Source organism: Actinomadura montaniterrae (genome assembly GCF_008923365.1).
GTDB lineage: Bacteria > Actinomycetota > Actinomycetes > Streptosporangiales > Streptosporangiaceae > Spirillospora > Spirillospora montaniterrae.
In genome coordinates this window covers 1-24,273 of sequence record NZ_WBMR01000048.1, presented here as the reverse complement: position 1 = coordinate 24,273, position 24,273 = coordinate 1, and the positions used below count along the sequence as shown (strand labels likewise).

Genomic DNA, 24,273 nt, shown 5'->3' with positions numbered 1-24,273 from the left:
TAAGGTGCGTCCATGACCACGGACGCGACCTCCCTGACCGGTGCCCGGACGCCTGAGCGCGGCGACGGCGGGCTGCTCGCCCGGCTGTCCGACCCCGCCGCCGACGGCGACGACCTGGACGCCCGGATCCTGGACGCCGCGCTGGCCGAGTTCGAGACCTACGGGCTGCGCCGGGTCAGCGTCGAGGACGTCGCCAAGCGCGCCGGCGTCGCGCGCACGACGATCTACCGGCGGTTCACCAACAAGGAGCAGCTGCTCCAGGCGGTGATCCTGCGCGAGTGCCGCCGCTTCCTGACCGGCATCGCCCGGGCGACGGAGGGCCTCGCGTCGCCCGAGGACGCGGTGGTCGAGGGCTTCGTGGCCGGATTGCAGAGCGCGCGCACGCACCCGCTGATGACGCGGGTCCTGCAGAGCGAGCCGGAGGCGTTCCTGCCGCAGCTCAGCATGAACGGCGGCGCGGTGATGCTCGCCGCCCGCGACGTCCTCGCCGACCGGCTGCGGCGGGCCCGTCCCGACCGGGCCGACGAGCACAACGCCGTCGCGGAGGTGCTGCTGCGGGTCGCGGTGTCGCTGCTGCTGGTCCCCGGCGGCGGGCTCGCGCTCGACGACGAGGACGCCATCCGCGCGTTCGCCCGCGCCTACCTCACCCGCATGCTGCGTCCCTAGGCGGTGCCCTCGGCGGTCGGGCCCTGGGGGCCCTTCCTTCAACGGGCACCGCGTGCGATCGCTGCATCGCTCCGGCTCGGCCCTGGGGGCCTCGCTGCGCGATCGGATTCTCGCAAGCTCGAATCCGGCTTCGCTCGCGATCGCGACGGCTCAGGTTGTGGCGTGGCCGGGGAAGAGCGTGCTTGTCGCAGGGCGGTTCCCTCGGTGGGGGTCGTCCCGTACCCTCTGATTGTCGAATTTCGTTCTAGAATCGGAGGCGCGGCATGGCGGCGGTCGTTCGGACGGCGTACGGCGAGGTTCGCGGCACCACCCGGGACGGCGTCACCGCCTTCCTCGGCATCCCGTACGCGGCGCCGCCGTTCGGTGCGAACCGGTTCAAGGCGCCGCAGCCGCCCGAGCCCTGGGACGGCGTCCGCGACACCGTCGAGTACGGGCCCACCGCGCCCAAGCCCGGCTACCCGCGCCCCTACGACCGGCTGCTGCCCGACCCCGTCATCCCGGGCGACGACTGCCTCAACCTCAACGTCTGGACGCCCGAGCCCGGCGGCTCCGGGCTGCCGGTCATGGTCTGGATCCACGGCGGCGCGTTCCGCAACGGCTCCGGCGCCGTCGACGTCTACAACGGCCACAACTTCGCCCGCGACGGCGTCGTCTGCGTGAGCGTCAACTACCGGCTCGGCGTCGAGGGCTTCGCGCACCTTCCGGGTGCCCCGGCCAACCGCGGGCTGCTCGACCAGATCTTCGCGCTGGAATGGGTCCGCGACAACATCGCCGGGTTCGGCGGCGACCCCGCCCGCGTCACGGTCTTCGGCGAGTCCGCCGGCGCGATGAGCGTCAGCACCCTGCTCTCCCTCGACCTCGGCCTGTTCCACCGCGCGATCGCGCAGAGCGGCGCCGGCTCCATCGCGCAGGACCCGGCGGACGCGCTGCTCGTCACCAAGGAGATGGCCGCGCGGCTCGGCGTCGAACCGACCGCCGAGGGGTTCGCCGCGCTCGACCCGGCCGCGATCCTGCCGATCCAGTCCGCCGTGGCCGCCGAGGTCACCGCGCTGCCCGACCCCGGCCGGTGGGGCGCCACCACCGCCGCCGGCGGCATGTCGCTCACCCCCGTGCTGGACGGCGAGCTGCTCGCCCGGCGGCCCGAGGACGCGGTCGGCGACGGCGCCGGACGCGACGTCGACCTGCTCACCGGCTACACCTCCGAGGAGTTCCGGCTGTTCCTGATGCCGACCGGGATCGCCGCCGCCCTCACCGACGACCTGGTGTTCGCCGCGACCGCCGGGATGGGCGTGCCGCCCGCCGTCACGGCCGGCTACCGGGACCGGCACCCCGACGTCCCGCCCGGCGAGCTGATGGCGACGATCATCACCGACAGCCTGTTCCGGGTCCCCGCGAACCGGCTCGCCGAACGGCACGCCGCGTCCGGCGGCACCGGCGGCACCTGGATGTACGAGTTCGGCTGGCGGTCCCCGAACCACGACCTCGGCGCCTGCCACGCCCTCGAACTCGGGTTCGTCTTCGACAACCTCACCGCCGAGCCCGAGGGCCTCACCGGCCCGAACCCGCCGCAGGACCTCGCCGACCGCATGCACCGCGCCTGGGTCTCCTTCGCCGTCGACGGCGACCCCGGCTGGGACCGGTTCGAGCCGTCCACCCGCCCGGTGAAGCTCTTCGGCCACCCGTCCGACGCGATCGTCAACGACCCCCGCGCCGGCGACCGCGAGCTCTGGGCCTGACCGCTCAGAGGCGCGCCGTGACGTGCTCGGCGATCGCCAGCGACGAGGTCGCGGCCGGGGACGGGGCGTTGCGGACCGTCACGACCGGGCCGACGCGGCCGACGCGGAAGTCGTCGACCAGCGAGCCGTCCGGGTCCACCGCCTGGGCCCGGACGCCCGCGGGCGCGGCGACGACGTCGTCCGCGGTCAGCTCCGGCACGAACCCGCGCGCCTGCGCGACGAACGCCCGCTTGACCGCCGACCCGTACAGCTCCTTCGCGCCCGTCCGCCAGTGCCGCCGCGCGAGATGCCGGAAGCCGGGGAAGCGCAGCGTCTCCCACAGGTCGGCCGGACGGACGTCGCGGCGCCGGTAGCCCTCCCGCGCCAGCGCCAGGACGGCGTTCGGCCCGACGTCGACGCCGCCGTCCACGCGGCGGGTGAAGTGGACGCCGAGGAACGGGTACCGCGGGTCGGGCACCGGGTAGATCAGCCCGCGCACCAGATCCGTCCGGGACGGGACGAGCCGGTAGTACTCGCCGCGGAACGGGACGATCGCGGGCTCGGGGGAGTCGCCCGCCAGCCGGGCCACCCGGTCCGACTGGAGGCCCGCGCACACGATCAGCAGGTCGAAGAGCAGTTCCTCGTCCGGTGAGCCGACCCGGACCCGGTCGCCCGCCCGGCCGAGCCGGACGACCTCGAAGCCCAGCCGCACCTCGCCGCCGGCGGCGGTGACGTCGGCGGCGAACGCGCGCGCCACCGCCGGGAAGTCGACGATGGCGGTGGTCGGCGAGTGCAGGGCCGCGACACCGGCGGCGTGCGGTTCGATCTCGCGCAGTTCCGCGCCGGTCAGCCGGCGCAGGCCCGGCACCCCGTTCGCGGTGGCGCGGCGCTCGATCTCCTCCAGCGGGCCGATCTCGCCCGCGTCCCGCGCCACGACGACCTTGCCGCACTCCTCGTACGGCAGGCCCTTCTCCGCGCAGTAGTCCTTCAGCAGGCCGATGCCGCGGCGGCACAGGGTCGCCTTGAGCGATCCCGGCGCGTAGTAGAGGCCCGCGTGGGCGACACCGCTGTTGTGGCCCGTCTGATGGGCCGCGACGCGGGCCTCCTTGTCCAGGACCGTCACGCGCGCGTCCGGACGCGTCGCGGTCAGCCGCCGCGCGACGGCCAGCCCCAGGATCCCGGCCCCGACGACACCGATCCGCATCTCCGCCACGAGGCGAATGCTACGGCGTGCGGGGCCGGGCCGGGATCAGCTGCCCAGGCGCTTGCGGCCCTGCGCGCGGACGCGCTTGCGCTGCGACGGGTCGAGCATCAGGTAGCCGGCGAGCGGCGCCCCGAGGACGCCCAGGATGATCAGCGCGCTCAGCCACCACGGGAACACGAACAGGGTCAGGAAGCCGACGACGACTCCACCGATCACTACCTTGGTCTTGGTCGACATCTGGTACCTCCGTTTACGGGCCGCCCACCTGTTACAACGGCCGTCCCGCGACCGCTGTTCCACGATATGTCGCGAGTCCGGTGCGAAGCCACCCGTCAGACGCGCGACGAGCCGCCGCACACACGCTGAGCCACCCGCCGGGCGTGCGAGGAGCCGGCCGTCAGACGCGCAGCGAGAGCTGCCCGCCGCCGAGCGTGCGCAGCACCTCGGCGTGCAGCCGGCCGTTGGTGCAGACCACGCTGCCGCCGTCCGGGCCCGGCACCCCCGACAGGTCGGTGAACATCCCGCCCGCCTCCTCCACGATCACCTGGAGGGCGGCGAGGTCCCACAGCGACACCTCCGGCTCGGTGGAGATGTCGATCGCGCCCTCCGCGACCATCATGTGCGACCAGAAGTCCCCGAACGCCCGCGTCCGCCACACCTGCCGCGTCAGGTCCAGGAAATGGGGGAGGCGGCCCTGCTCCTCCCAGCCGCTCAGGCTGGAGAACGACAGCGACGCGTCCGACAGCTCCGTCACCGCCGACACCGTCATCCGGGTCGCGCGGGTCAGGCTGCGGCCCGTCCAGGAGCCGCCGCCGCGCGCCGCCCACCAGCGCCGGTTCAGCGACGGCGCCGACACCACCCCGACCACGATCTCGTCGTTCTCCATCAGCGCGATCAGCGTCGCCCACACCGGGACGCCCCGCACGAAGTTCTTCGTGGCGTCGATCGGGTCGATGATCCAGCACCGGTTGCCGTACCCGGTCCGGCCGTACTCCTCGCCGAGCACCGCGTCCCGCGGCCGGGCCCGCTTCAGCGTGCCGCGGATCTGCTCCTCCACGCTGCGGTCGGCGTCGCTGACCGGCGTCAGGTCCGGCTTGGTCTCGATGTCCAGATCGAGGGCGCGGAAACGCCTGGTCGTGATGTCGTCGGCCCCGTCCGCCAGCACGTGCGCGAGACGCAGGTCATCGGAATAGCCCGCCACGGCGTGCCACGCTACCGCGATCACGGCCCGCACCGACACACTCACCCCGGGCCGTTACGGCTTTTCGGTCCGCCCGCGGGGCGCGGCGGCCGGTGCGGGGCGCGGGCACCTGGCAGCATGGGCGCATGGCCCACGACCTACCCGGGTGGGTCGCCGAGCTCACCGACCCGCGCCGCGCGCGGACGCTCGACGAGCTCGCCGACCGCCTCGTCCCCCTGGCCGAGCACGCCATCGACGTCTCCCGCCGGCTCCAGGCGCAGCTGAACGACCTGAACGACCCGTTCAGGCGGGAGGCCCTGTACGGGCGGGTGGAGCGGCTGAAGGCCCGGGCCGGCGAGGCGCTGGAGGAGATCACCGCGGAGATCGCCGCGTCCGGCGACGAGCGCCTCGAACGGCTCTGGGCGGACTGGGCGGAGCGCGCCGGCGCCGGCGGGCGCGGCGCCCGCGAGGAGGAGCTGCGCCGCCGGCTCGACCGCGACGTCGTCCCGGTGCTGTCCCGCAGCCGCCGGGACGTGGCCGAACGGGTCGCCGCCCGCACCTCCGCCGCGCTGGACGAGGCGACGCGGACCCTGCTCACCCGGGTCGAGGAGCTCGCCCGGGCCGTCACCGACCTGATCACCGAGGTGCTGCCGCTGGCCCGCGAGGGGCTGGCGCTCGCCGGCCGCATCTCCGGCCTGTCCGCGCAGGCCCGCAAGGCGGGGCGCGGCCCGATCCCCGGCGAGCTGAAGGAGGCGGGCGCCGGGACGGCCCGCGCGTTCGACGAGGCCGTCGCGCGGCTGGAGCTGGAGTGGGCCGCCCTCGGTGCCCGGTCCGCGAGCGTGCGGGCCGCGCTGCGCGCCGCCGAGGAGAGCGCGTTCAGCCACGTCACCGAGGAGATGACCCGGTGCGTGGAGGAGCTGGCGCCCGAGCACGTCCGGGCCCTGAACGAGGCGGAGGCGCGGGCCCGCGCCCTGTTCGGCGACGCCCCGGACGAGCACTCGGCCGACGCGTGACCGGGCAGGTGACCGGGGACGCCGGCTCTCAGCCGGAGGAGCGGAAGGTGGCCAGGAACGTCTCGTACACGGGGACGGTCGCGTCCCAGTGCGCCTGGTCGGCGGCGAGGATCACCTGGTAGAGGGCGTCGTCGAACGCGAAGACGCGCACCCGCGCCCGGCTGTCCTTGCCGTTCTTCTCGAACGTGAACTCGATCTCCGCCGCGTCCTTGCCCTGGTAGGGCACCTTCCGGTGGAAGTACACCTGCTTGTAGCCGGCGTAGCCGGAGTCCTTGTCGCCGAAGTCCTTCGTCGCCGCCGCGAGCGCGTCCCCGGGGTCGCTGGTGTCGAACGGGCCGGGCTTCGCCCGCGTCACGGCCACGCCCCGCGTCGCGCCCTGCTCGGGCGCCGTGAAGGTGACGTCGTCGCCCGAGCCGTCGGCCTTCCAGCCGTCGGGCACGGCCGCCACGAACGCCGACCCCTCGTACCGGTGGTAGCCCGCCGGGACGCCGGACCCCGCGCTCGGCGACGGATGGGCGCTGGGAGTGGTGCCGGTCCGGCCGCCGCCGTTCCCGCTCCCGTTGACGAAGACCGCGAACACCACGGCCGCCGCGACCAGCGCGACCGAGAAGATCGCCGCCGGGACGATCAGCTCCCACCGCCGCCGCGGCCGGGGCGGCGGCGCCGCGCCCGGGTGCGGCGACTGCCCGGGGACCGGCATCGGAGCGGGCCGCGGGGGCGCCGGGTGCGGTGACGGCGACGGCCCGGGCGTCGGAGCCGGGCCGGGCGGCTGCGTCCCTTCGCCGCCCTGACCGAGAGTGGTGTCGAGGCCCCGCGGCTCCAGGCTCGGCTCCGGGCCGTGCGCCCCCTGCGGGACCGCGGCCGCGCGCAGCAGGCGCTCGGCCTCCTCGTAGCCGAGCCGGTCGCGCGGGTCGCGGCGGAGCAGGCCGTGCAGCACCGGCTCCAGCGCCCCGGCGCGCCGCGTCGGGTCCGGATCGTCCCGGAGCAGCGCGCCCATCAGGGCGTAGATGTCCGGGCGCTCGTACGGGCGGCGGCCCTCGACCGCCGCGTAGAGCGTGGCGCCGAGCGACCACAGGTCGGACGCCGGAGTCGCGTCCTCCCGGCGGGCCTGCTCCGGCGACAGGTAGGCGGGGGACCCGACGATCGCGCCGGTCTGGGTGAGCGTCTCGTCCCCGGCGATGGTCGCGATGCCGAAGTCGGTGAGCACCGCCCGCTCCTCGGTGAGCAGGACGTTCCCCGGCTTCACGTCGCGGTGCACGACGCCCTTGGCGTGCGCGGCACGGAGCGCGTCCAGCAGGTCCAGCCCGATCCGCGCCACCCGGTCCGGGGCGAGCGGCCCGTCCCGCCGGACCACCGCGTCCAGGGCGGGCGCGCGCACCAGCCGCATGACGATCCAGGGGCGGCCGTCCTCCCGGACGACGTCGTGCACGGTCACGATGCCGGGGTGGTCGAGCAGCGCCGCCGACTGCGCCTCCCGCATCGTCCGCGCGTACATCCGCTCGGCCTGCGTCCCGTCCAGGCCGCGCGGCGGGGACACCTCCTTGATCGCCACCTCGCGGCGCAGCACCGTGTCGCGGGCGCGCCAGACCACGCCCATCCCGCCGCGGCCGAGCTCCTCCAGGAGCTCGTAGCGGCCCTCGTCGATCGTGCGCGGCATGCAGGCGACGATACCGACGTACCACCCGGAGTGAAGGACCGTTCTCGCCCGGTTCGCCCGATCCGCCGCGGCCGGCGGCTACTCCGGCTCGCCCTCCCGGCTGGCGAGCAGCCGGCGCAGCGAGTCCAGCCGCGCCCGGCTGGCGTGCCCGTCCGCGACCCATCCGTCCAGGCCGCAGGACTCCTGCAGGTGGTCGCAGAGCGGCGGGCAGCGCTCCGCCGCGCCCTCCGCCAGGTCATCGAACGCGTTGATCACGTTCTCCGGCTCGACGTGCGCCAGCCCGAAGCTGCGCACCCCCGGGGTGTCGATGATCCAGCCGTCGCCGCCGGGCAGCTCCAGCGCGATCGCCGACGACGAGGTGTGCCGCCCCCGCCCGGTCACCGCGTTGACATGGCTGACGGCCCGCTCCGCGTCCGGGACCAGCGCGTTGACCAGCGTCGACTTGCCGACGCCCGAATGCCCGACGAGCACGCTCATCCGGCCGGCCAGGTGCCCGCGCAGCTCGTCCAGGTCGCCGCCGCGCCGCGTCACCACGTACGGGACGCCGAGCGGCGCGTACTCGGCGACCAGGCCGTCCGGGTCGGCGAGGTCGGCCTTGGTGAGGCACAGCAGCGGGTCCATCCCGGCGTCGTAGCCGGCGACGAGCTGCCGGTCGATCATCCGGGGCCGCGGCTCCGGGTCGGCCAGCGCCGTCACGATCACCAGCTGGTCGGCGTTCGCGACGATGATCCGCTCGAACGGGTCGGTGTCGTCGGCGGTGCGGCGCAGCGACGACGCCCGCGGCTCCACCCGGACGATCCGGGCGAGCGTGTCCGGCGCGCCGGACACGTCCCCGACCAGCGCGACCCGGTCGCCGACCACCACGCCCTTGCGGCCGAGCTCGCGGGCGCGCATCGCGACGACGGCCCGCTCGCCGCGGGTCCCGCCGTCCACCAGGCAGCGGTACCGGCCGCGGTCCACGGCCGTGACGAACCCGGCGGAGGCGTCGTCGTGCGCCGGGCGGCGGCGGGTCCGCGGCCGCGACCCGCGGCGCCCGGGCCGCACCCGGACGTCGTCCTCGTCGTAGTCCTGTACTCGTCGTGCCAGTGGTCCGGTCTCCGTTCCTGAGCGGGCGCCGCTCTCAGGCGGACGCCAGCATCGACGCCCACAGCTCCGTGAAGCCTGGAAGTGTCTTGCCCACCGTGCCGGGATTCTCCACCTCGACGCCCGGGACGGCCAGCCCCAGCACGGCCGCCGCCATCACCATCCGGTGGTCGTCGTAGGTGCGGAAGACGCCGCCGTGCAGCGGGCGCGGGCGGATCTCCAGGCCGTCCGGCAGCTCCCGGACGTCCCCGCCGAGCCCGTTGATCTCGGTGACGAGCGCCGCCAGCCGGTCGGTCTCGTGGCCGCGCAGGTGCGCGATGCCGGTGAGCCGGGACGGGCCGTCCGCGAGCGCGGCGAGCGCCGCGATCACCGGGGTCAGCTCGCCGACGTCGTGCAGATCGGCGTCCAGCCCGCCGAACCCGCCGGACCCGCGGACGGTGAGCCCGTCCGGGCCGGGCGCCACGTCCGCGCCCATCCGGGCGAGCAGGTCGCGCAGGGCGTCGCCGGGCTGGGTGGTGTCGTCCGGCCAGTCCGGGACGGTGACGCGCCCGCCCGTGACGAGCGCGGCGCCGAGGAACTGGGCGGCGTTCGACAGATCGGGCTCGATCACCCACTCGCCGCCGCGGACGGGCCCGGGCGCGACCCGCCAGACGTCGGTCTCCGTCTCGACCGTGACGCCGCGGTCGCGGAGCATCCGGACGGTCATCGCCAGGTGCGGCGCGGACGGCACCGGCGGCCCCTCGTGCCGGACCTCGACGCCCTTGCCGAACCGCGGCGCCGCCAGCAGCAGCCCGGACACCAGCTGCGACGACCCGGACGCGTCGATCGTGACGGGCCCGCCGTCGACCGCGCCGGTCCCGTGCACGGTGAACGGCAGCGCGCCGCGGCCGCCGTCGTCGATGGACACGCCGAGCGCGCGCAGCGCGGTGATGATCGGGCCCATCGGGCGCCTGCGGGCATAGGGGTCGCCGTCGATGGCGACGTCGCCGGCGGCGAGCGCCGCGACGGGCGGGATGAACCGCATCACCGTCCCGGCGAGCCCGGCGTCCACCCGCGCCGGCCCGCGCAGCTCCTGCGGCACCGTCTGCCAGTCGGCATCCTTCTGGGGGGACGACCCCCCAGCAACGGCCTTCGAGTCTTCTCCGATGCTCGCGCCGAGCGCGCGCAGCGCACCCGCCATCAGCTCGGTGTCGCGGCTGTGCAGCGGCCGGGTGATGCGCACCGGATCCTCGGCGAGCGCCGCCAGGATCAGCGCCCGGTTCGTCATCGACTTGGAGCCGGGCAGCCGGACCGTGGCGTCGACCGGGCCGTCGGCCACCGGGGCGTTCCAGTGCGGAGTGGGCATGCCCCAAGGTTATCGGGCGGGCCCGGAACCGGCGCGAACCGTCAAGCGGGTCAGAGCGGGATGGTCAGCAGCGTCCCGCCGCCACCGCTGTCCACCACCACCTGGAAGCGGCTGATCTCGGTGCGCGAGAGCGCGGTCGCGCCCTGCATCGCGAGCGGCTTCGGGGACCCGGGGACGCCGTACCCGGGCTCGGGCACGCGCCAGCCGCCGACGACCGACCGCGCCCCCGACGTCGACACCGCCTCGAGATGGCACTTCAGCGGGCCCTTGACGTTCGTCAGCTCGAACGTGACCTGCGTGCCCCACTTCTTGTTCACCAGCCCGACGGTGCCGGACGCGCCGGTCCGGGCGTCCGTCGCCTGGTGCCGCTCGCCGACGATCGCCTGGGGCTGCGGCTGCGGCTGCGGCTTCGCTCCCTCGTCGCCGCCCAGCGTCGTCCCGACCCCCACCCCGATCGCCACCAGCGCCGCCGCGGCCGCCGCGCCCGCCCCGTACGCGACGCGCCGCATCCGCCGGTCCCGCGCCTGCCGGCGCCGGACCAGGTCGATCACCGGCGCCGGCGGCCGCGCCGGTTCGCCCGGCGGCTCGGCCTCCGCCGGGTCGATCCCGGAGAGCGCCTCCGCCAGCGAGCCCATCTCCCGAAGCTCGGCCTGGCAGAAGCCGCACCCCCGCAGATGCGCCTCGAAGGCCCGCCGATCGTCGGCTTCGAGGAGCCCGAGCGCGTACGCGCCGACATCGGTGTGCTCGACCTGGGAACTCATGAGTCCACCCCCCTCTCCTCCAAGGCGACGCGCAGGGCGCGCAGCGCGTAGTACACCCGGGACTTCACCGTCCCCACCGGGATCCCGAGGTGCTCGGCCGCCTGGTTGACCGTCCGGTCGCGCAGCACCGTCTCGGTCAGCGCCTGCCGGTGCGCGGGCGACAGCGAGGCCAGCGCCTCGGTCACCACGACCTTGCGCAGCAGGGCGTCCATCTCGTCCGCCATCGGGAGGTTCTCCAGGGGGGCGTCGCCGACCTCGGGCGGCCGGACGTCGCGGTGCCGACGGTCGTCGATCACGATACGCCGCGCCACGGTGGCCAGCCAGGGCATCAGCGAGGCCGACCGGACGTCCAGCCGGTCCGCGCTGCGCCACGCCCGGATCATCGTCTCCTGCGCCACGTCCTCCGCCCACTGCCGGTCGCCGCCGGTCAGCCGCAGCACGAACGACATCAGCGGCCGCTGGTACTCCCGGTACAGCTCCGCCACCAGCTCCTCGCCGGCCGGCGCGGGGGGCGGTCCGCCGCCCGGGCCGGGCCTGCGGAGCAGGCTCCGCAGGCCGCCGGTCCGGCGGGTCGATCCGGGTGCTGCCATGGCCGGGCGTCTCCGTGTCGGTCGAAGGACCCAGGTAGCGGGCGGTCACCAGGCAGTACGCGGCCGGCCCGGCGCGTGGTTCAACCGATTTGAGGCCGCGTTAAGGCTCCCTTCGGGAAACCGGCGCCGGGCCGCTTCCCCGTGCGGGCTCAGTGCTTGACGGCCTGCAGCACCTTGCCGGCCTGCACCGCGGTGCCGGTCCCGACCGTCCTGCCGGCCTTCGCGGCGCGGGCGGCCTGCGCGGTGGTCTGGGCCTTCACCGTCTTGCCGGCCTGGGACGCCATGCCCTGCGCCTTCCCGGCCCTGCCGGCGGCCTTGCCGCCCATGAGCCCGGCCTTGCCACCGATCAGCCCCAGCTTGCCGCCCTTCTTGGACGCCTTGCCGAGCTTCAGGCCGCCGAGGAGCGCGCCGCCCCGGCCGGAGGCCTTCCCGGACGCGCGGCCCAGCTTCGCGCCGAACTTCGCGCCGCCGCCCCGGCCGGTCTTGGCCGCCTTCGCGGCCTGCGTCGCCGCGCCCGCCTTGATGGACTTGCCGGCCTGCGCCATCATCCCGGACGCCTTGCCGGACGCCTTCCCGGCCTTCGCGGACGCCTTGCCCAGCTTCGCGCCGAGCAGGGCACCGCCGCCGCTGCCCGCCTTGGCCGCCTTCGCGGCCTTCCGGGCGGCCTTCCGGCCGCTCTCGGCGCGGGCCACGCGGACCTGCCGGGCCGCCTCGCGGCGCGCCTCCCGCAGCGTCGCCGCCGCCTCCCGGCGCATCGCCTTGGCCTCGGCGCCCGTCCTGATCTGGGACTCGCGCGCGGCGCGGCGCAGCTCGGCGAGGCGCGGGGGGCGCCGGGGCTCGGTCGCCGAGATCAGCAGCGCGCCGAACAGCGCGGCGTTCTTCAGCAGGTGGGAGCGCTCTTCGGCGCGGCGGTCGGGGTCGTCCTCGGTCCAGTAGCGGTGCTCGGTCGCCAGCGCCGGCACCATCTGCGCGGCGAGCAGCAGCGTCGTCAGCCGCCGGAACTTGCCGAGCACCAGCAGCGCGCCCGTGCCGACGCTGATCGCGCCCTCGATGCGGACGAGGGTCTCGGGGTCCTTCGGCATCCAGTCGATCCGGTCGGCGATCGGTTTCACCGACGGCCCGACCTGCTCGGCGCGCGGGCGCGGATCGCGGACCGCCTCCAGACCGGTCATGATGAACGGGGCCGCCACCAGGGGGCGGGCCAGGGTCTCGATGGGTCGCATGACCCGCTACATGCCCGCCACGATGCGCCTCAAGCGCGGCAGGATGGGGACCATGTGCGGTCGATATGCCACCACCCGCGCGCGTCAGGAGCTGCTGGACGAGTTCCAGGTGCAGGTCGACGCGGCCGGCGGGGAGATCCAGCCCGACTACAACGTCGCCCCGACGAAGCAGGTCCCGGCGGTGCTCAGCCGGCGCCCGAAGGACGCCCCGGAGGACGAGGACGCGGTGCGGCAGCTCCGGACGCTGCGCTGGGGGCTCGTCCCGTCGTGGGCCAAGGACCTGTCGATCGGCTCCCGCATGATCAACGCGCGGGCCGAGACCGTCCACGAGAAGCCGTCGTACCGCCGCGCGTTCGCCCGGCGGCGCTGCCTGCTGCCCGCGGACGGCTATTTCGAGTGGTACACGCTGCAGGATTCCGACGACCCGGCGGAGGGCGAGAAGAAGGCCAAGCGGAAGCCGCAGAAGCAGCCGTTCTTCATCCGCCCGAAGGACGGCGCCGTGATGGCGATGGCGGGGCTCTACGAGCTGTGGAAGCCGCGCGACGACGAGGACGCCGACTGGCTGTGGACGTGCACGGTGATCACCACGAACGCGCCCGACGACCTCGGCCGGATCCACGACCGGATGCCGATGGTCGTGCGGCCGGACCAGTGGGACGCGTGGCTCGACCCCGAGCTGACCGACCCGGACCGGGTGCGGGGCCTGCTGGTCCCCGCGATGGCGGGCACGATGGACGCCTATCCGGTGTCGAAACTGGTCAACAGCGTGAAAAACAACGGCCCGGAACTCATAGAACCGTCCAGTGATGGGGATAGTTCCGGCAACCATTCCGGCGCGCTGTTCTGACCGCCGTACCCCGGCCCCTCCCGGTTCCGGCGGTCCGGGCCGACGCTCCCGTCCGCCGGAGGGCTTTGCCCGGAGACCCCCACCGGGAGGAGTTCGGACCTCGTGGACGCAGCCGCCGCCCGTTCCCGACTGGAGGCGATGGTCGAGGATCTGGATCGGTCCATCGCCATTCTGCGGGGGGAGAGCCCGGAGCGCGACCATTCCCCGGCGGACGCCGGCTCCGGCCTTTCCGACCGCGGCCGCGTCGAGGCCGCGCTCGACGCGCTGCGCCGGCACCGCTCCGCCGTCCAGGCCGCCCTGGACCGCGTCGCCGCCGGCACCTACGGGCGGTGCGTCGGCTGCGGCGCCCCGGTTCCGGAAGGGCGCCTGGAGGCCCGCCCGGACGCCGCCAGGTGCGTGCCGTGCCAGGCCCGGCACGACCGGCGCGGGCGCTAGGGAACGGGCGCCAGGCGCCGTCCTAGAGGCGCTTGGCGCTGGCCAGGAGGTGGAAGCCCAGCGACTCGTCCCCGGGCGGGGCGTTCAGCTCGGTCCGGACGAGGCGCGGCAGCGCGTCCGGCGATGTGGACAGCACGTGCTCCACCGTCGACGGGGACAGCGCCGTGCGCGGCCGGATCCACGCGACCTCGAGCCCGACCTCGGCGAGCAGCTCGCGGAGCTGGTCGGCGCCGAAGCAGCGGGTGATCGTCCCGTCCGGCCACGGCACCAGGACGACCTCCGCGCTCGGCACGTCCGACAGGTGCGCCCAGTGGCTCTGCTCGGCCAGCAGCGCCATCCCGAGCGTGAGCGAGTCCACGCACAGCAGCACGCGGCCGCCGGGCCGCAGCACCCGGGCGATCTCCGCGATCGTCTCCTCGGTGGCCAGGTGCCGCGACAGCACCCGATTCTCGGCGAGGACGGCGTCCATGGACGCGCCGCCGAGGAAGGCCAGCGAGCCGGAGTCCCCGAGGACCTTGGTCGTCGCGGGGCCCGGCCCGGACGCCCCGTCGAGGGACGTCCCCGCCGCGAGCGCCCCGGCCGTGCGGCGCTCCAGCAGCGGGTCGCGGACCTCGATCACGGTGTGCCCCGCCTCCGCGGCGCGCTCGGCGCAGCGCCCGTGATCGCCGGAGATGTCCAGGACGCGCGACGGACTGCGCGGCAGCCAGCGCGCGAGCTGCGCGTCGGCCACCGCCCAGTAGAACCTCCAGTAGCGCGCCAGGGCGTCGCCCTCCGTGGGGGAGTCGCGCAGGCTGGCGATGGTGGGCTCGGGAGGTCGCGCCGGCACCGGTAGCAACGGTTTGCTCCTGTTCTCGCCGTGTATGTCAGTTCTTTCCCCGTCCGGGCCCGGTCATCACCCTCCGTGCAGGCCGGGCGGGGTCGGCCCGGTCCGCTCGGGGACGTCCGGAATCTTTTCCGCGCGCGGCTCCCGGTCGGGGAATCGGCGGGCGCGTCCCGGCGTTGCACCGTCTCATAACCGTCCGCATGCGTGGTGCGGCACGACCGGACGGACCGCACCGCCCGCGCTCGCGGGCGGGGCGATGGACGAGCACACAGCGGAGGTGCAGGCCGATGACCACAGCCGTTGCCGATTACCCGCGCGGCGCGGGGGTAGTGTCCCCGCCCGGCGGCGCGCGCGCCCCCAAGGGCGTGATGAGGCAGCGCGGCCCGATATCGTCTGTGGGATACGACGCCACCAGGCCGGCCAAGGCCACGGGCGCCACAGTCAAGGGGGTGGGTCAGGTACCGGGCACCACGGAGACCGTTGAGCAGCGCCAGGAGCGGTTCCAGCGCGACGTGCTCCCGTTCTTGGACCAGCTGTACTCGGCCGCGCTGCGCATGACGCGCAACCCGGCGGACGCCGAGGATCTCGTACAGGAGACCTTCGCCAAGGCGTTCGCGTCCTTCCACCAGTTCAAGGAAGGCACCAACCTCAAGGCGTGGCTGTACCGCATCCTGACCAACACGTTCATCAACTCCTACCGCAAGCGGCAGCGCCAGCCGCAGCAGTCCGCGACCGAGGAGATCGAGGACTGGCAGCTCGCGCGCGCCGAGTCGCACACCTCCAGCGGCCTGAAGTCCGCGGAGGCGGAGGCGCTCGAGCACCTGCCCGACTCCGACGTGAAGCGGGCGCTGCAGGAGCTGCCCGAGGAGTTCCGCATCGCCGTCTACCTCGCCGACGTCGAGGGCTTCGCCTACAAGGAGATCGCCGACATCATGGGCACGCCCATCGGCACGGTGATGTCGCGGCTGCACCGGGGTCGCCGGCAGCTGCGCGGGATGCTGGAGGACTACGCTCAGGACCGCGGCCTGACGCGCGCCACCGGGGGGCCGGCATGAGCCGGGGAAGCGCCGGACGCGTAGAGCGGAGCGACATGCCGGACACCGCGGCCGGGCGCGGCGCGGTGAGCGAGAGGGGTGCGTGAGCCATGAGCTGTGGCGACCACCACGAGACGTCCTGCGAAGAGGTCCTCGCGCGCGTCTACACCTACCTTGACGGCGAACTCGACCAGGGCGGCTGCGGCGAGGTCCGCGAGCACCTCGACGAGTGCGGGCCCTGCCTGCGCGAGTACGGCCTGGAAGAGGCCGTCAAGAAGATCGTGAACAAGTCCTGCGGGTGCGAGCAGGCGCCGGCCGAGCTGCGCTCGAAGGTGCTCGGCCGGATCGAGGAGATCTGCGGCGAGATCAAGGCGTCCGGCGGCGTCGCGTCCGGCGGCACCGGCGCGTCCGAGTCTGCCTGAGGCCCCTCCCGCCCCGTACGGTCCGGCGCTGATCGCCCGGGCGGCGGCGGTGTCCGGGGACGGCCGGGGCGCGGGCCCGATCGAGGGCGCCGCGGCTGGGTATCGTGCTGGGGTGCTCGCTCTCGTCACCGGCGCGGCCGGCTTCATCGGGTCCCATCTCGTCGACCGGCTCCTCGCCGACGGCCACGAGGTCGTCGGCGTCGACGACCTGTCGTCGGGGGCCAACCTCAACCCGTCGATCGAGCTGTGGCGGATGGACGTCGCCGACCCGGCGCTCGCCGAGCGGATGGCCGCGCGCCGCCCCGAGGTGGTCTGCCACCTGGCGGCGCAGGTGAGCGTGCGCGCGAGCGTCGCCGACCCGCTGCACGACGCGCGGGTCAACGGGCTCGGCACGGCGAACGTGCTGGAGGCGGCGCGGGCGGCGGGCAGCCGCAAGGTCGTGTTCACCTCCAGCTGCGCGGTGTACGGGGTGCCGGACGCGCTGCCCGTCCCTCCGGACGCGCCGCTGCGTCCCGCGTCGCCGTACGCGGCCTCGAAGGTGACGGGCGAGGTGTACGCCGGGATGTACCGGGCGCTGCACGGCCTCGACTTCACGACGCTGACGCTGGCGAACGTGTACGGGCCGCGGCAGACGCCGGAGGGCGAGGCCGGCGTGATCTCGATCTTCACGGACGCGCTGCTGGCGGGCCGCCCGACCCGGGTGTTCGGCGACGGCAAGCAGACCCGCGACTACGTGTACGTCCTGGACGTGGTGGACGCGTTCGCGCGCGCGGCGGGCGAGGCGGGCGGCGGCGGCCGGTTCAACGTGGGGACGGGCCTGCAGACGACCGACCGGGACCTGCACGCGCTCGTGGCCGCCGCGGTGGGCGCGCCGGACGAGCCGGAGTTCGCGCCGCCGCGCCTCGGCGACCTGCCCGCGATGGCGGTGGACCCGGGGCCGACGCGGGAGGCGCTCGGCTGGGAGCCGCGCGTGAGCCTCGTGGACGGTCTTGCCGAGACGGCCGCCTGGGCCCGCGAGCGGACGGCCTGACCCGGGCGGCCCGGGGCCGACGCGGGCGCGCCGGCGGGCGGCCTGACCGGGCGGTCGGTGTCGGAGAGCTGAGGAATGCGGCTTGGTGCCATTGATGGGTTGATTCTGACCGGTTTAAGAATGCCATTTGCAGATGCACGTGCATTGAGATTGTGCAGCGGCATTGTGCGGGTACGCTCGGTGCATTAATCCGCAGCCATTGATCACTTAAAGTGACACTTGCTTCACGCTTTGCTCACGATTCCCGGCATGCCTGTGTGACCTGGGCAGTTCGCGTTAGGCTTGGGGCCGAAATCAGCGACGGGAACGCGTGCAGGCCCCGGGAATTCGGGGTATGTGCGGACCTGGGAGACCGGGGCCGTGCGGTTCCGGCGGGCCGGCCCGTGCCGGCCGACCCGGTTGACGGGGGGAGGCGGAAGCCATGCTCAAGTGCGACAGTCCGGCCCGACGAGGCCGGTGCGAGGGCGCCACGGGATCGTCGCTGATGATGCCCGAGGGCGTTTCCTGGGTCTAGGTGCCGGCAGGCACGGTCGATCCCGGCGGCGGCCCGCTCGTTCGTCACTCCCTAAGGGGCGGCAATGCGTGGACTACCTCTCGCTGCCTGGGCGTACGTGTGCGGGGTGGTCGCGCTCGCGGCCGCGGTCATCGCCACGTCGTCCTTCACGGGGGTGGACTGGACGAAGCTGGCCGTGCTGGCCCTGCTGTTCCTGATCTGCGACTCCGCGCCCGCCCGGCTCAACGTCGAGCGGGCCCGGGTCTCGCTGAGCTTCGCCGCCAGCCTGGCGGGGGTCGTGCTGCTCGGCGCGGCCGGCGCCGCGCTGCTCGGCCTGTCCGCCCTGGTCACCGGACAGCGGTTCTTCGCCCCCGAGAAGCGCGCCTTCAACGGCGCCCAGTTCGCGCTCAGCGGCTTCTGCGCCGGCACGGTCTTCGACCTGCTCGGCGGTGACCGCTTCCACCCCGAGCAGTCCCGCTGGGTGGAGAACGTCATCGGGCCCTTCCTCGGCGCCCTCGTCACCTTCGTCCTGGTCAACCTGCTGCTGATGGCGGGGGTCCTGCTGCTGTCCCGGCAGGCCGCGCCGCGCGAGCTGCTGCACGAGAGCGGCCAGCTCGCCGTCGGCTGCCTCGGCTACGGCATGGTCGGCCTGCTGATCGCCGGGCTGTGGCCGCGGATCGGCGCCTTCGCCGCCGTCCTGGTGCTGCTGCCGCTGTTCATCGCCCGGTGGGCGATGGACCAGGCCTACGTGCAGCAGCAGGCGCACGCCGCCACCCTCGCCGCGCTCTGCCAGGCCGTCGAGACCAAGGACTTCTACACCCGCGGCCACTCCGAGCGCGTCTCCCGCGGCTCGGTGATGATCGCGCAGGAGATCGGCATGCGCGCCGACCGGGTCGAGGCGATCCGGTACGCGGGCATGCTGCACGACGTCGGCAAGCTCGGCGTCCCGACGAAGGTGCTGCAGAAGTCCGGGTCGCTCACCGAGGAGGAGTTCGCCGCGATCCAGCTGCACCCGATGCGCGGGCTGGAGATCGTCCGGGAGATCGGGTTCCTGGACGAGGCGCTCGCCGGGATCATGCACCACCACGAGAAGGTGAACGGCCGCGGCTACCCGATGGGCCTGGCCGGCGACGAGATCCCCGAGTTCGCGCGGGTCATCTCCGTCGCGGACGCGTTCGACTCGATGACGTCCACCCGCTCCTACCGGGCGGCCCGCACCGTCGCGGAGGCCGTGGCGGAGCTGCGCCGCGGCATGGGCGACCATTTCGACCCGGTGATGGTGGAGGCGTTCCTGCGCGCGCTGGACCGGGACGGCTGGGAGCCGCCGCGGCCCGTCGTGCTGCCGGACGACGACGTCGTCGAGACCACCCAGCAGGACCATGACGACCCGAGCGCGCCGCTGCGGGTCGCCGGAGACGAAGCACGGCGGTGACCGGACCCCCCATGAGCAGCACCCAGATCCGGGCCCGCCGCGAGCGGGCCGCATGGCAGACCATCGACTCCGGCCAGCTGCTGCTGATCGCGACCGCCGGGCTGTTCGTCGTCGTCGCGATCGCCGAGGTCGCCGCGGCCGGGCTCCGGCAGCCCAACGTCGCGATCATCTTCGGCGTGCTGATCGCGCTCGGCGAGCTGTTCCGGATGGTGATGCCCGGCAACCGGGAGGTCGCGCCGATCGCCAGCGCCGGCGCGATGGGCTACGCGCTGCTGGTCGGCATCGGCCCCGAGGGCGCCCCGCCGGACGCGCCGCTCGGCGTCGTCCCCGCCGAGCACTCGCCGCTGCAGGTCGTCGCGGTGACGTCGGTCGGGATGCTGGTCGGCTCGCTGCCGCACATCCTGGTCGGCCGCTCGCCGCGCCCCGACGCGATGGCCCGCCGGCTGTTCACCGTCGCGGTCGTCGCGCTGTGCTTCCGGCCGATGCTGACGCTCGGGCTGCCCTGGCAGCTGCTGCTCGCGGTGATGGGCCTCGTCGTCGTGCTGTCCTGCTTCACCGACGTGCTGATCGCCGCGATGATCCGGGCGGAGGCGGTGCGGGCCCGGTTCGGCATCGCGCTGCGCGACGAGATCGACGCGAAGATGGCGCTGTGCGCGGCGACCAGCGCCACCGCGATGCTGATCGCGGTCGCGACCACCGCGATGGGCGAGGCCGCGCTGCTGATCTTCACGGTGCCGATCCTCGTCACCCAGTTCGCGTTCCGCCGGTACGCGGGGATCCGCGCGACGTACCTGCAGACCGTCCGGGCCCTGTCGCGGGTCACCGAGGTCGGCGGGTACGTGGAGACGGGGCACTCGCGGCGGGTGTCGCGGCTGTCGGTGGCGATGGGCCGCGAGCTCGGCATGTCCGAGGAGGAGCTGCTGGAGCTGGAGTACGCGGCGCTGATGCACGACATCGGGCAGCTGTCGCTCGGCGACCCGATCCCCGGCGGCGCGACCGTGCTCGCGTCGCCCGCCGAGCAGCGCCGCATCGCCGAGCTCGGCGCCGAGGTCATCAAGCAGACCGGCGTGCTGGACCGGGTCGCGCACATCGTCCAGCTGTCGTCGCACCCGTACCGGACGGGCCCGGAGGCGCTCGGGGGCCCCGGCGAGGCGGAGCGGCCCGCCCCCGTGCCGCCGCTGGCCGGGCGCATCATCAAGGTCGCGAACGCCTACGACGACCTGGTGGGCGACTCCGCCGACCGGGACCGCGGCGCCGCCGTGCTGGAGCGGCTCCGGCTGGACTCGGCCGCCGAGTACGACCCGACCGTCGTGGAGGCGCTCAGCCGCGTCGTCGACCGCCGTCCCCGCCCCTGACCGCGCGCGGCCGAGGCGGAGGCACCGGCCGTTCATCGGCGGTACGGGCGGACGCGGGCCGGAACGGGGACTAGTGTCGGCCGGGTCAGGGCCGCCGGGGCAGCCGGGGCCGCGGACCGCCGATGAGGAGTCGCAGGTGTTCGAGTCCGTGCTGGTGGCGAACCGGGGTGAGATCGCCGGCCGGGTCGTGCACACCGCGCAGGCCATGGGCCTGAAGGCGATCGCGGTGTACTCCGAGGCCGACGCCGACCTGCCCTACGTCGCCGAGGCGGACGAGGCGGTGCTGATCGGCCCGGCCGACCCGGCGCGCAGCTACCTCAACGCGGCGGCGGTGCTGGAGGCCGCGCACCGCACCAACGCGCAGGCCGTCCATCCCGGCTACGGGTTCCTCGCCGAGAGCGCCGCGTTCGCGCGGGCCGTCGCCGAGCGGGACCTGGCCTGGGTGGGGCCGCCGCCGCTGGTCGTCGCCCGGATGGGCGACAAGATCAACGCCCGGAACCTGATGAAGGAGGCGGGCGTCCCGGTCTCGCCCGGCGCGTGGGAGCCGGTCCCGGACGCGGCGACCGCGCTGGAGGAGGCCGAGCGGATCGGCTACCCGGTGCTGGTGAAGCCCGCCGCCGGCGGGGGCGGCGCCGGGCTGGGCGCCGCGTACGACGAGGCGTCGCTGCGCGCCGCGTTCGAGGCGGCGCACACCGCCGCGGTGCGGCTGTTCGGGCACGGCGACGTCCTGCTGGAGCGGTACGTCGAGGGCGCCCGGCACGTCGAGGTGCAGATCCTCGGCCTCGCGGACGGCACCGTCGTCGCGCTGGGGGAGCGGGAGTGCTCCGTCCAGCGCCGGTTCCAGAAGGTCGTCGAGGAGACCCCGTCGCCCGGGGTCGGCACGGCGCTGCGGGAGCGGATGCTCGCCGCGGCGGTCCGCGCGGGGGAGGCCGTCGGGTACCGGGGCGCCGGGACCGTCGAGTTCCTGGTCGACCCGGTCGTGCAGGACTTCGCCTTCCTGGAGATGACGACCCGGCTCCAGGTCGAGCATCCCGTCACCGAGCTGGTCACCGGCATCGACCTGGTCGAGCAGCAGTTCCGGATCGCGGCCGGGGAGCAGGCGGGGCCGGCCGCCGCCGCGCCGGGCGGCCACGCGATCGAGTTCCGCGTCCACGCCGAGGACCCGCGCGACTTCCGGCCCGCCACCGGCGAGATCAAGGTGTGGGAGGAGCCGGTGGGCGACGGCATCCGCATCGACGCGGGCTACTACGAGGGCAACACCGTCACGCCGTACTACGACTCGCTGCTCGCCAAGCTGTGCGTGCACGGGGACGACCGCGCGCACGCGCTGGCCCGGGCCCGCGCCGCGCTGGGCGCGTTCCGCATCGAGGGCGTGGCGACGAACCTGCCGCTCCTGGCGGAGCTGCTCGACTACCGCGAGTTCATCGACGGCACCTACGACACCGGCGTGGTGGCGCGCATGCGCGCCCGCTGACCTGGCGCGTCCCGTCAGCGGACGGGACGCGCGGCGGCGTCCGCCCGCCGCAGGAGGGCGTGGAACCGGGCGGGCGTGTCCGCGCCGCCCGCCGCGAGGACGATCCCGGCCGCGTCGGTGACGACGGCGTACGGCGGCCACGGGATGCCGTTCGCGTCGTAGACGCCGGGGTCGATGACCAGCGGGAGGCCGGCGACGCCGTGCTCGTCCAGGTGCCGCCGGACGTCGGGCTCGTCCGCCGCGCTCACCAGCACCACCCGCCGCCGGGCCGCGGCCTCGGCGAAGACCGGCAGCATCGTCCGGCAGAGGCCGCACGCCGGCGAGATCAGCGCGAAGACCGCCGGGGCGCCGATCCCGGCGTCCAGCGCGAAGGGCGTTCCGGGACGCGGGCCGGCGGACGGCGAAGCCTCCGGCTCGGGCACCCCGGGCCGCGGCCGGGGCACCGCCGCGACCGCGCCGAGGAAGACCGCCGCGAGCACCGGCTGCACCGGCGAGAACGGCGCGGGCCCGGCGACCGCCGCCATGGCGGCCAGCAGCAGGAGCAGCGCCGTCCGCGCCACCGACGCGGCGCCGACCGGCGTCGGCCGCCGCGCCGACCCGAAGCAGCCGCAGTCGATCCGCATGCCGCGCCGCAGCACCGAGGCCATCGCGGCGAGGAACGCCGCGAACAGCGCCGCCGCCACCAGCGCGCCCCAGCGCCGCGTGGCGGGGACGGCCAGCAGCACGGCCGCCGCCGCCTCGGCGGACAGCACCGCGACCGCCGCGGCGCGGGTCAGCCGGGCGGGCAGGACGCGGTAGGCGCCGATCGCCGCCGCGAACCCGGGCACGTCGCGGACCTTCCCGTCGGCCGCGACGAGCAGCACCGCGATCACCGCCGGCCACGCCGACGCCAGGACGGTCACGCGACCTCCTGCGGGTCCGGCTGGAACGCCGACGCCTGGAGCCGGTACAGGTCGGCGTACAGGCCGTCCGCGGCGAGCAGGTCGGCGTGCGCGCCGCTCTCGGCGACGCGGCCGCGGTCCAGCACGTAGATGCGGTCGGCGAACCGGACGCTCGCCAGCCGGTGGGTGATCAGCACCACGGTCCGGCCGTCCGCGTGCCGCCGGATGCGTTCGAACAGGGCGTGCTCGGCGCGGGCGTCGAGCGCGGAGGTCGGCTCGTCGAAGATGACCAGCGCGGCGTCCCGGTAGAAGCCGCGCGCGGCGGCGATGCGCTGCCACTGCCCGCCCGACAGGTCGTGGCCGCCCCGGAAGCGCCGGTCCAGCAGCGCGTCGTACCCGTCCGGCAGCTCGCCGACGACCCGGTCCGCGCCCGCCGCCGCGGCGGCGGTGGCGAGCCGGTCCTCGTCGAGCGGGCGGCCCATCACGATGTTCTCCCGGACGGTGAGCGGCCAGCGCGTGTGGTCCTGGGCGATCACGGCGATCCGGCGGCGGAGCGCGTCGCCGTCCAGGGCGGCGAGGTCGGCGTCGTCCCAGCGGACGGTCCCGGAGTCCGGCCGGTACAGCCCGGCGAGCAGCTTGGCCAGCGTCGTCTTGCCCGAGCCGTTCTCGCCGACCAGCGCGATCACCTCGCCGCGCCGCACGGTGACGCTGACGTCGGTGAGCGCCGGCGTGCTCGCGCCCGGGTACCGGAACGACACCCGGTCGGCGGTGACGCGCTCGAAGTCCCCGGCGGGCGGCGCGGCGCCGCCCGCCGGCGGCAGCCGCTCGGCGGCGAGCGCGCGGAAGTTCAGGTAGTCGCCGAAGTACAGGCCCGCCTCGTACAGCTTGTTCAGGCTCAGCACGCACGCCGCGAGCGACGACTGCCCGGCCCGGATCGCCAGCACGGCCGCGCCCGCGACCGACAGCGGGACGACGCCGCCGGCGAGCAGGCCGCCGAGCGCGCCGTAGACGGCGACGGTGGCGGCGCCGGTGAGCAGGTCGCCGGCCGCCTTCGCGCCGGTCTGGCGGCGCGCGACGTCCAGCTGGACGCGCTGCTCGAGGTCGGCGACCCGGTCGTACTCGCCGAGCAGGAAGCCGCGCAGGGTGAACGCGCGGACCTCGGCGGCGGGCTGCCGCTCGGCCATCAGGTCCGACAGCATGAACTTGCGCCGCCGCGCCGCCGACAGCCGGTAGAACGCCGCGTACCGCAGCCGCGCCGTGCGCAGCGCCGCCCAGCCCGCGGGCAGGGCCGTGACGAGCAGCAGCGGCATCAGCGCCGGGTGCAGCAGGCCGAGCGCGACGGCGGGCGCGGCCAGCCCCACCGCGCCGGTCAGCACGCTCACCGTCGTCTCGACGACGGTGGCGGTGTCGGGCACGCCGTTGTCGCGGGCCCGGCGCATCGCGTTGTGGAACTCGTGGTCGTCGAACGCGGTCAGCTCCACCCGCGTGGTCAGCTCGAACAGCCGCGTCTCCGCCTGCCGCTCGACCTGCGGTTTCAGCCGGGCCTGCGCCCAGCCGGCGGCGGCGAGCAGCGCGCCGCGCAGCCCCGCCGCCGCGCCGACCAGCGCCAG

General features: G+C 75.0%; 23 protein-coding genes. 11 read left to right on the top strand and 12 right to left on the bottom strand.

Annotated features, from left to right (window positions below; all coding sequences use genetic code 11):
• The first annotated feature begins 12 nt into the window (after nt 1–12).
• Both F9B16_RS18595 and F9B16_RS18590 read left to right on the top strand, forming a co-directional pair.
• A complete protein-coding gene (locus F9B16_RS18595) occupies nt 13–666 on the top strand; it encodes a TetR/AcrR family transcriptional regulator (protein ID WP_151541355.1) in 654 nt (217 codons plus the stop codon).
• Between the two features lie 263 nt (nt 667–929).
• Entirely contained in the window at nt 930–2,402 is a 1,473-nt protein-coding gene (locus F9B16_RS18590) for a carboxylesterase/lipase family protein (RefSeq protein WP_151541354.1), read from the top strand.
• Nucleotides 2,403–2,406: 4 nt separating this feature from the next.
• Here F9B16_RS18590 and lhgO read toward each other — a convergent pair whose 3' ends face one another.
• The 3 genes from lhgO to hisN all read right to left on the bottom strand — a co-directional run bounded on the left by lhgO (nt 2,407) and on the right by hisN (nt 4,786).
• On the bottom strand, nt 2,407–3,585 hold the full coding sequence (gene lhgO, locus F9B16_RS18585; RefSeq protein ID WP_151541378.1) for an L-2-hydroxyglutarate oxidase: 1,179 nt from the start codon (nt 3,583–3,585) through the stop codon (nt 2,407–2,409).
• Between the two features lie 45 nt (nt 3,586–3,630).
• Nucleotides 3,631–3,822 (bottom strand): hypothetical protein, encoded by a 192-nt coding sequence (locus F9B16_RS18580; protein WP_151541353.1) that lies wholly within the window; start codon nt 3,820–3,822, stop codon nt 3,631–3,633.
• A 160-nt stretch (nt 3,823–3,982) separates the two neighbouring features.
• Nucleotides 3,983–4,786 (bottom strand): histidinol-phosphatase, encoded by an 804-nt coding sequence (gene hisN / locus F9B16_RS18575; protein ID WP_151541352.1) that lies wholly within the window; start codon nt 4,784–4,786, stop codon nt 3,983–3,985.
• A 125-nt stretch (nt 4,787–4,911) separates the two neighbouring features.
• Between hisN and F9B16_RS18570 the strand changes: the two genes are divergently transcribed.
• Entirely contained in the window at nt 4,912–5,778 is an 867-nt protein-coding gene (locus tag F9B16_RS18570; protein ID WP_151541351.1) for a hypothetical protein, read from the top strand.
• A 28-nt stretch (nt 5,779–5,806) separates the two neighbouring features.
• Here F9B16_RS18570 and F9B16_RS18565 read toward each other — a convergent pair whose 3' ends face one another.
• The 6 genes from F9B16_RS18565 to F9B16_RS18540 form a co-directional block, all read right to left on the bottom strand.
• A complete protein-coding gene (locus tag F9B16_RS18565) occupies nt 5,807–7,435 on the bottom strand; it encodes a serine/threonine-protein kinase (RefSeq protein WP_151541350.1) in 1,629 nt (542 codons plus the stop codon).
• Nucleotides 7,436–7,513: 78 nt separating this feature from the next.
• Entirely contained in the window at nt 7,514–8,479 is a 966-nt protein-coding gene (rsgA, locus tag F9B16_RS18560) for a ribosome small subunit-dependent GTPase A (RefSeq protein WP_225991743.1), read from the bottom strand.
• 76 nt (nt 8,480–8,555) lie between these two features.
• Nucleotides 8,556–9,863, bottom strand: coding sequence for a 3-phosphoshikimate 1-carboxyvinyltransferase (aroA, locus tag F9B16_RS18555; protein ID WP_151541348.1), 1,308 nt, complete (start codon nt 9,861–9,863; stop codon nt 8,556–8,558).
• A 50-nt stretch (nt 9,864–9,913) separates the two neighbouring features.
• Complete coding sequence (locus F9B16_RS18550) at nt 9,914–10,624, bottom strand: anti-sigma factor family protein (protein WP_151541347.1); 711 nt, start codon at nt 10,622–10,624, stop codon at nt 9,914–9,916.
• Nucleotides 10,621–11,214, bottom strand: a complete 594-nt coding sequence (locus F9B16_RS18545; protein WP_151541346.1) for a sigma-70 family RNA polymerase sigma factor — start codon at nt 11,212–11,214, stop codon at nt 10,621–10,623. Before F9B16_RS18545 ends, F9B16_RS18550 begins: the two co-directional genes overlap by 4 nt.
• Before the next feature lie 149 nt (nt 11,215–11,363).
• Nucleotides 11,364–12,437 carry a DoxX family protein gene (locus tag F9B16_RS18540; protein WP_151541345.1) on the bottom strand — a complete coding sequence of 358 codons (1,074 nt, stop codon included), beginning with the start codon at nt 12,435–12,437 and terminating at the stop codon, nt 11,364–11,366.
• Here F9B16_RS18540 and F9B16_RS18535 point away from each other — a divergent pair.
• Together F9B16_RS18535 and F9B16_RS18530 are read left to right on the top strand one after the other, a co-directional pair.
• Nucleotides 12,436–13,284 (top strand): SOS response-associated peptidase, encoded by an 849-nt coding sequence (locus F9B16_RS18535; protein WP_225991742.1) that lies wholly within the window; start codon nt 12,436–12,438, stop codon nt 13,282–13,284. The genes F9B16_RS18540 and F9B16_RS18535 overlap by 2 nt on opposite strands.
• 102 nt (nt 13,285–13,386) lie before the next feature.
• Complete coding sequence (locus tag F9B16_RS18530; protein WP_192808853.1) at nt 13,387–13,719, top strand: TraR/DksA family transcriptional regulator; 333 nt, start codon at nt 13,387–13,389, stop codon at nt 13,717–13,719.
• Nucleotides 13,720–13,741: 22 nt separating this feature from the next.
• On the opposite strand, the gene F9B16_RS18525 is transcribed toward F9B16_RS18530, so the two are convergent.
• On the bottom strand, nt 13,742–14,545 hold the full coding sequence (locus F9B16_RS18525) for a class I SAM-dependent methyltransferase (protein WP_151541344.1): 804 nt from the start codon (nt 14,543–14,545) through the stop codon (nt 13,742–13,744).
• A 446-nt stretch (nt 14,546–14,991) separates the two neighbouring features.
• Here F9B16_RS18525 and F9B16_RS18520 point away from each other — a divergent pair, with 446 nt between their 5' ends.
• The 6 genes from F9B16_RS18520 (at nt 14,992) to F9B16_RS18495 (ending at nt 21,782) form a co-directional block, all read left to right on the top strand.
• Nucleotides 14,992–15,597 (top strand): sigma-70 family RNA polymerase sigma factor, encoded by a 606-nt coding sequence (locus F9B16_RS18520; protein WP_151541343.1) that lies wholly within the window; start codon nt 14,992–14,994, stop codon nt 15,595–15,597.
• An 89-nt stretch (nt 15,598–15,686) separates the two neighbouring features.
• The gene (rsrA, locus tag F9B16_RS18515) at nt 15,687–15,998 is read left to right on the top strand and encodes a mycothiol system anti-sigma-R factor (protein WP_151541342.1); all 312 of its coding nucleotides are present in this window, start codon (nt 15,687–15,689) and stop codon (nt 15,996–15,998) included.
• Nucleotides 15,999–16,110: 112 nt separating this feature from the next.
• On the top strand, nt 16,111–17,028 hold the full coding sequence (locus tag F9B16_RS18510) for an NAD-dependent epimerase/dehydratase family protein (RefSeq protein WP_151541341.1): 918 nt from the start codon (nt 16,111–16,113) through the stop codon (nt 17,026–17,028).
• Between the two features lie 578 nt (nt 17,029–17,606).
• On the top strand, nt 17,607–18,953 hold the full coding sequence (locus F9B16_RS18505) for an HD-GYP domain-containing protein (protein ID WP_151541340.1): 1,347 nt from the start codon (nt 17,607–17,609) through the stop codon (nt 18,951–18,953).
• Between the two features lie 11 nt (nt 18,954–18,964).
• The gene (locus F9B16_RS18500; RefSeq protein ID WP_151541339.1) at nt 18,965–20,308 is read left to right on the top strand and encodes an HD-GYP domain-containing protein; all 1,344 of its coding nucleotides are present in this window, start codon (nt 18,965–18,967) and stop codon (nt 20,306–20,308) included.
• A gap of 136 nt (nt 20,309–20,444) precedes the next feature.
• Nucleotides 20,445–21,782, top strand: a complete 1,338-nt coding sequence (locus F9B16_RS18495) for an acetyl-CoA carboxylase biotin carboxylase subunit (protein ID WP_151541338.1) — start codon at nt 20,445–20,447, stop codon at nt 21,780–21,782.
• 14 nt (nt 21,783–21,796) lie between these two features.
• Here F9B16_RS18495 and F9B16_RS18490 read toward each other — a convergent pair whose 3' ends face one another.
• Both F9B16_RS18490 and F9B16_RS18485 read right to left on the bottom strand, forming a co-directional pair.
• Complete coding sequence (locus F9B16_RS18490) at nt 21,797–22,684, bottom strand: MauE/DoxX family redox-associated membrane protein (protein WP_151541337.1); 888 nt, start codon at nt 22,682–22,684, stop codon at nt 21,797–21,799.
• Nucleotides 22,681–24,273 (bottom strand): ABC transporter ATP-binding protein (locus F9B16_RS18485; RefSeq protein ID WP_151541336.1); only part of this gene is annotated, 1,593 nt, incomplete at its 5' end. The genes F9B16_RS18490 and F9B16_RS18485, both read right to left, overlap by 4 nt.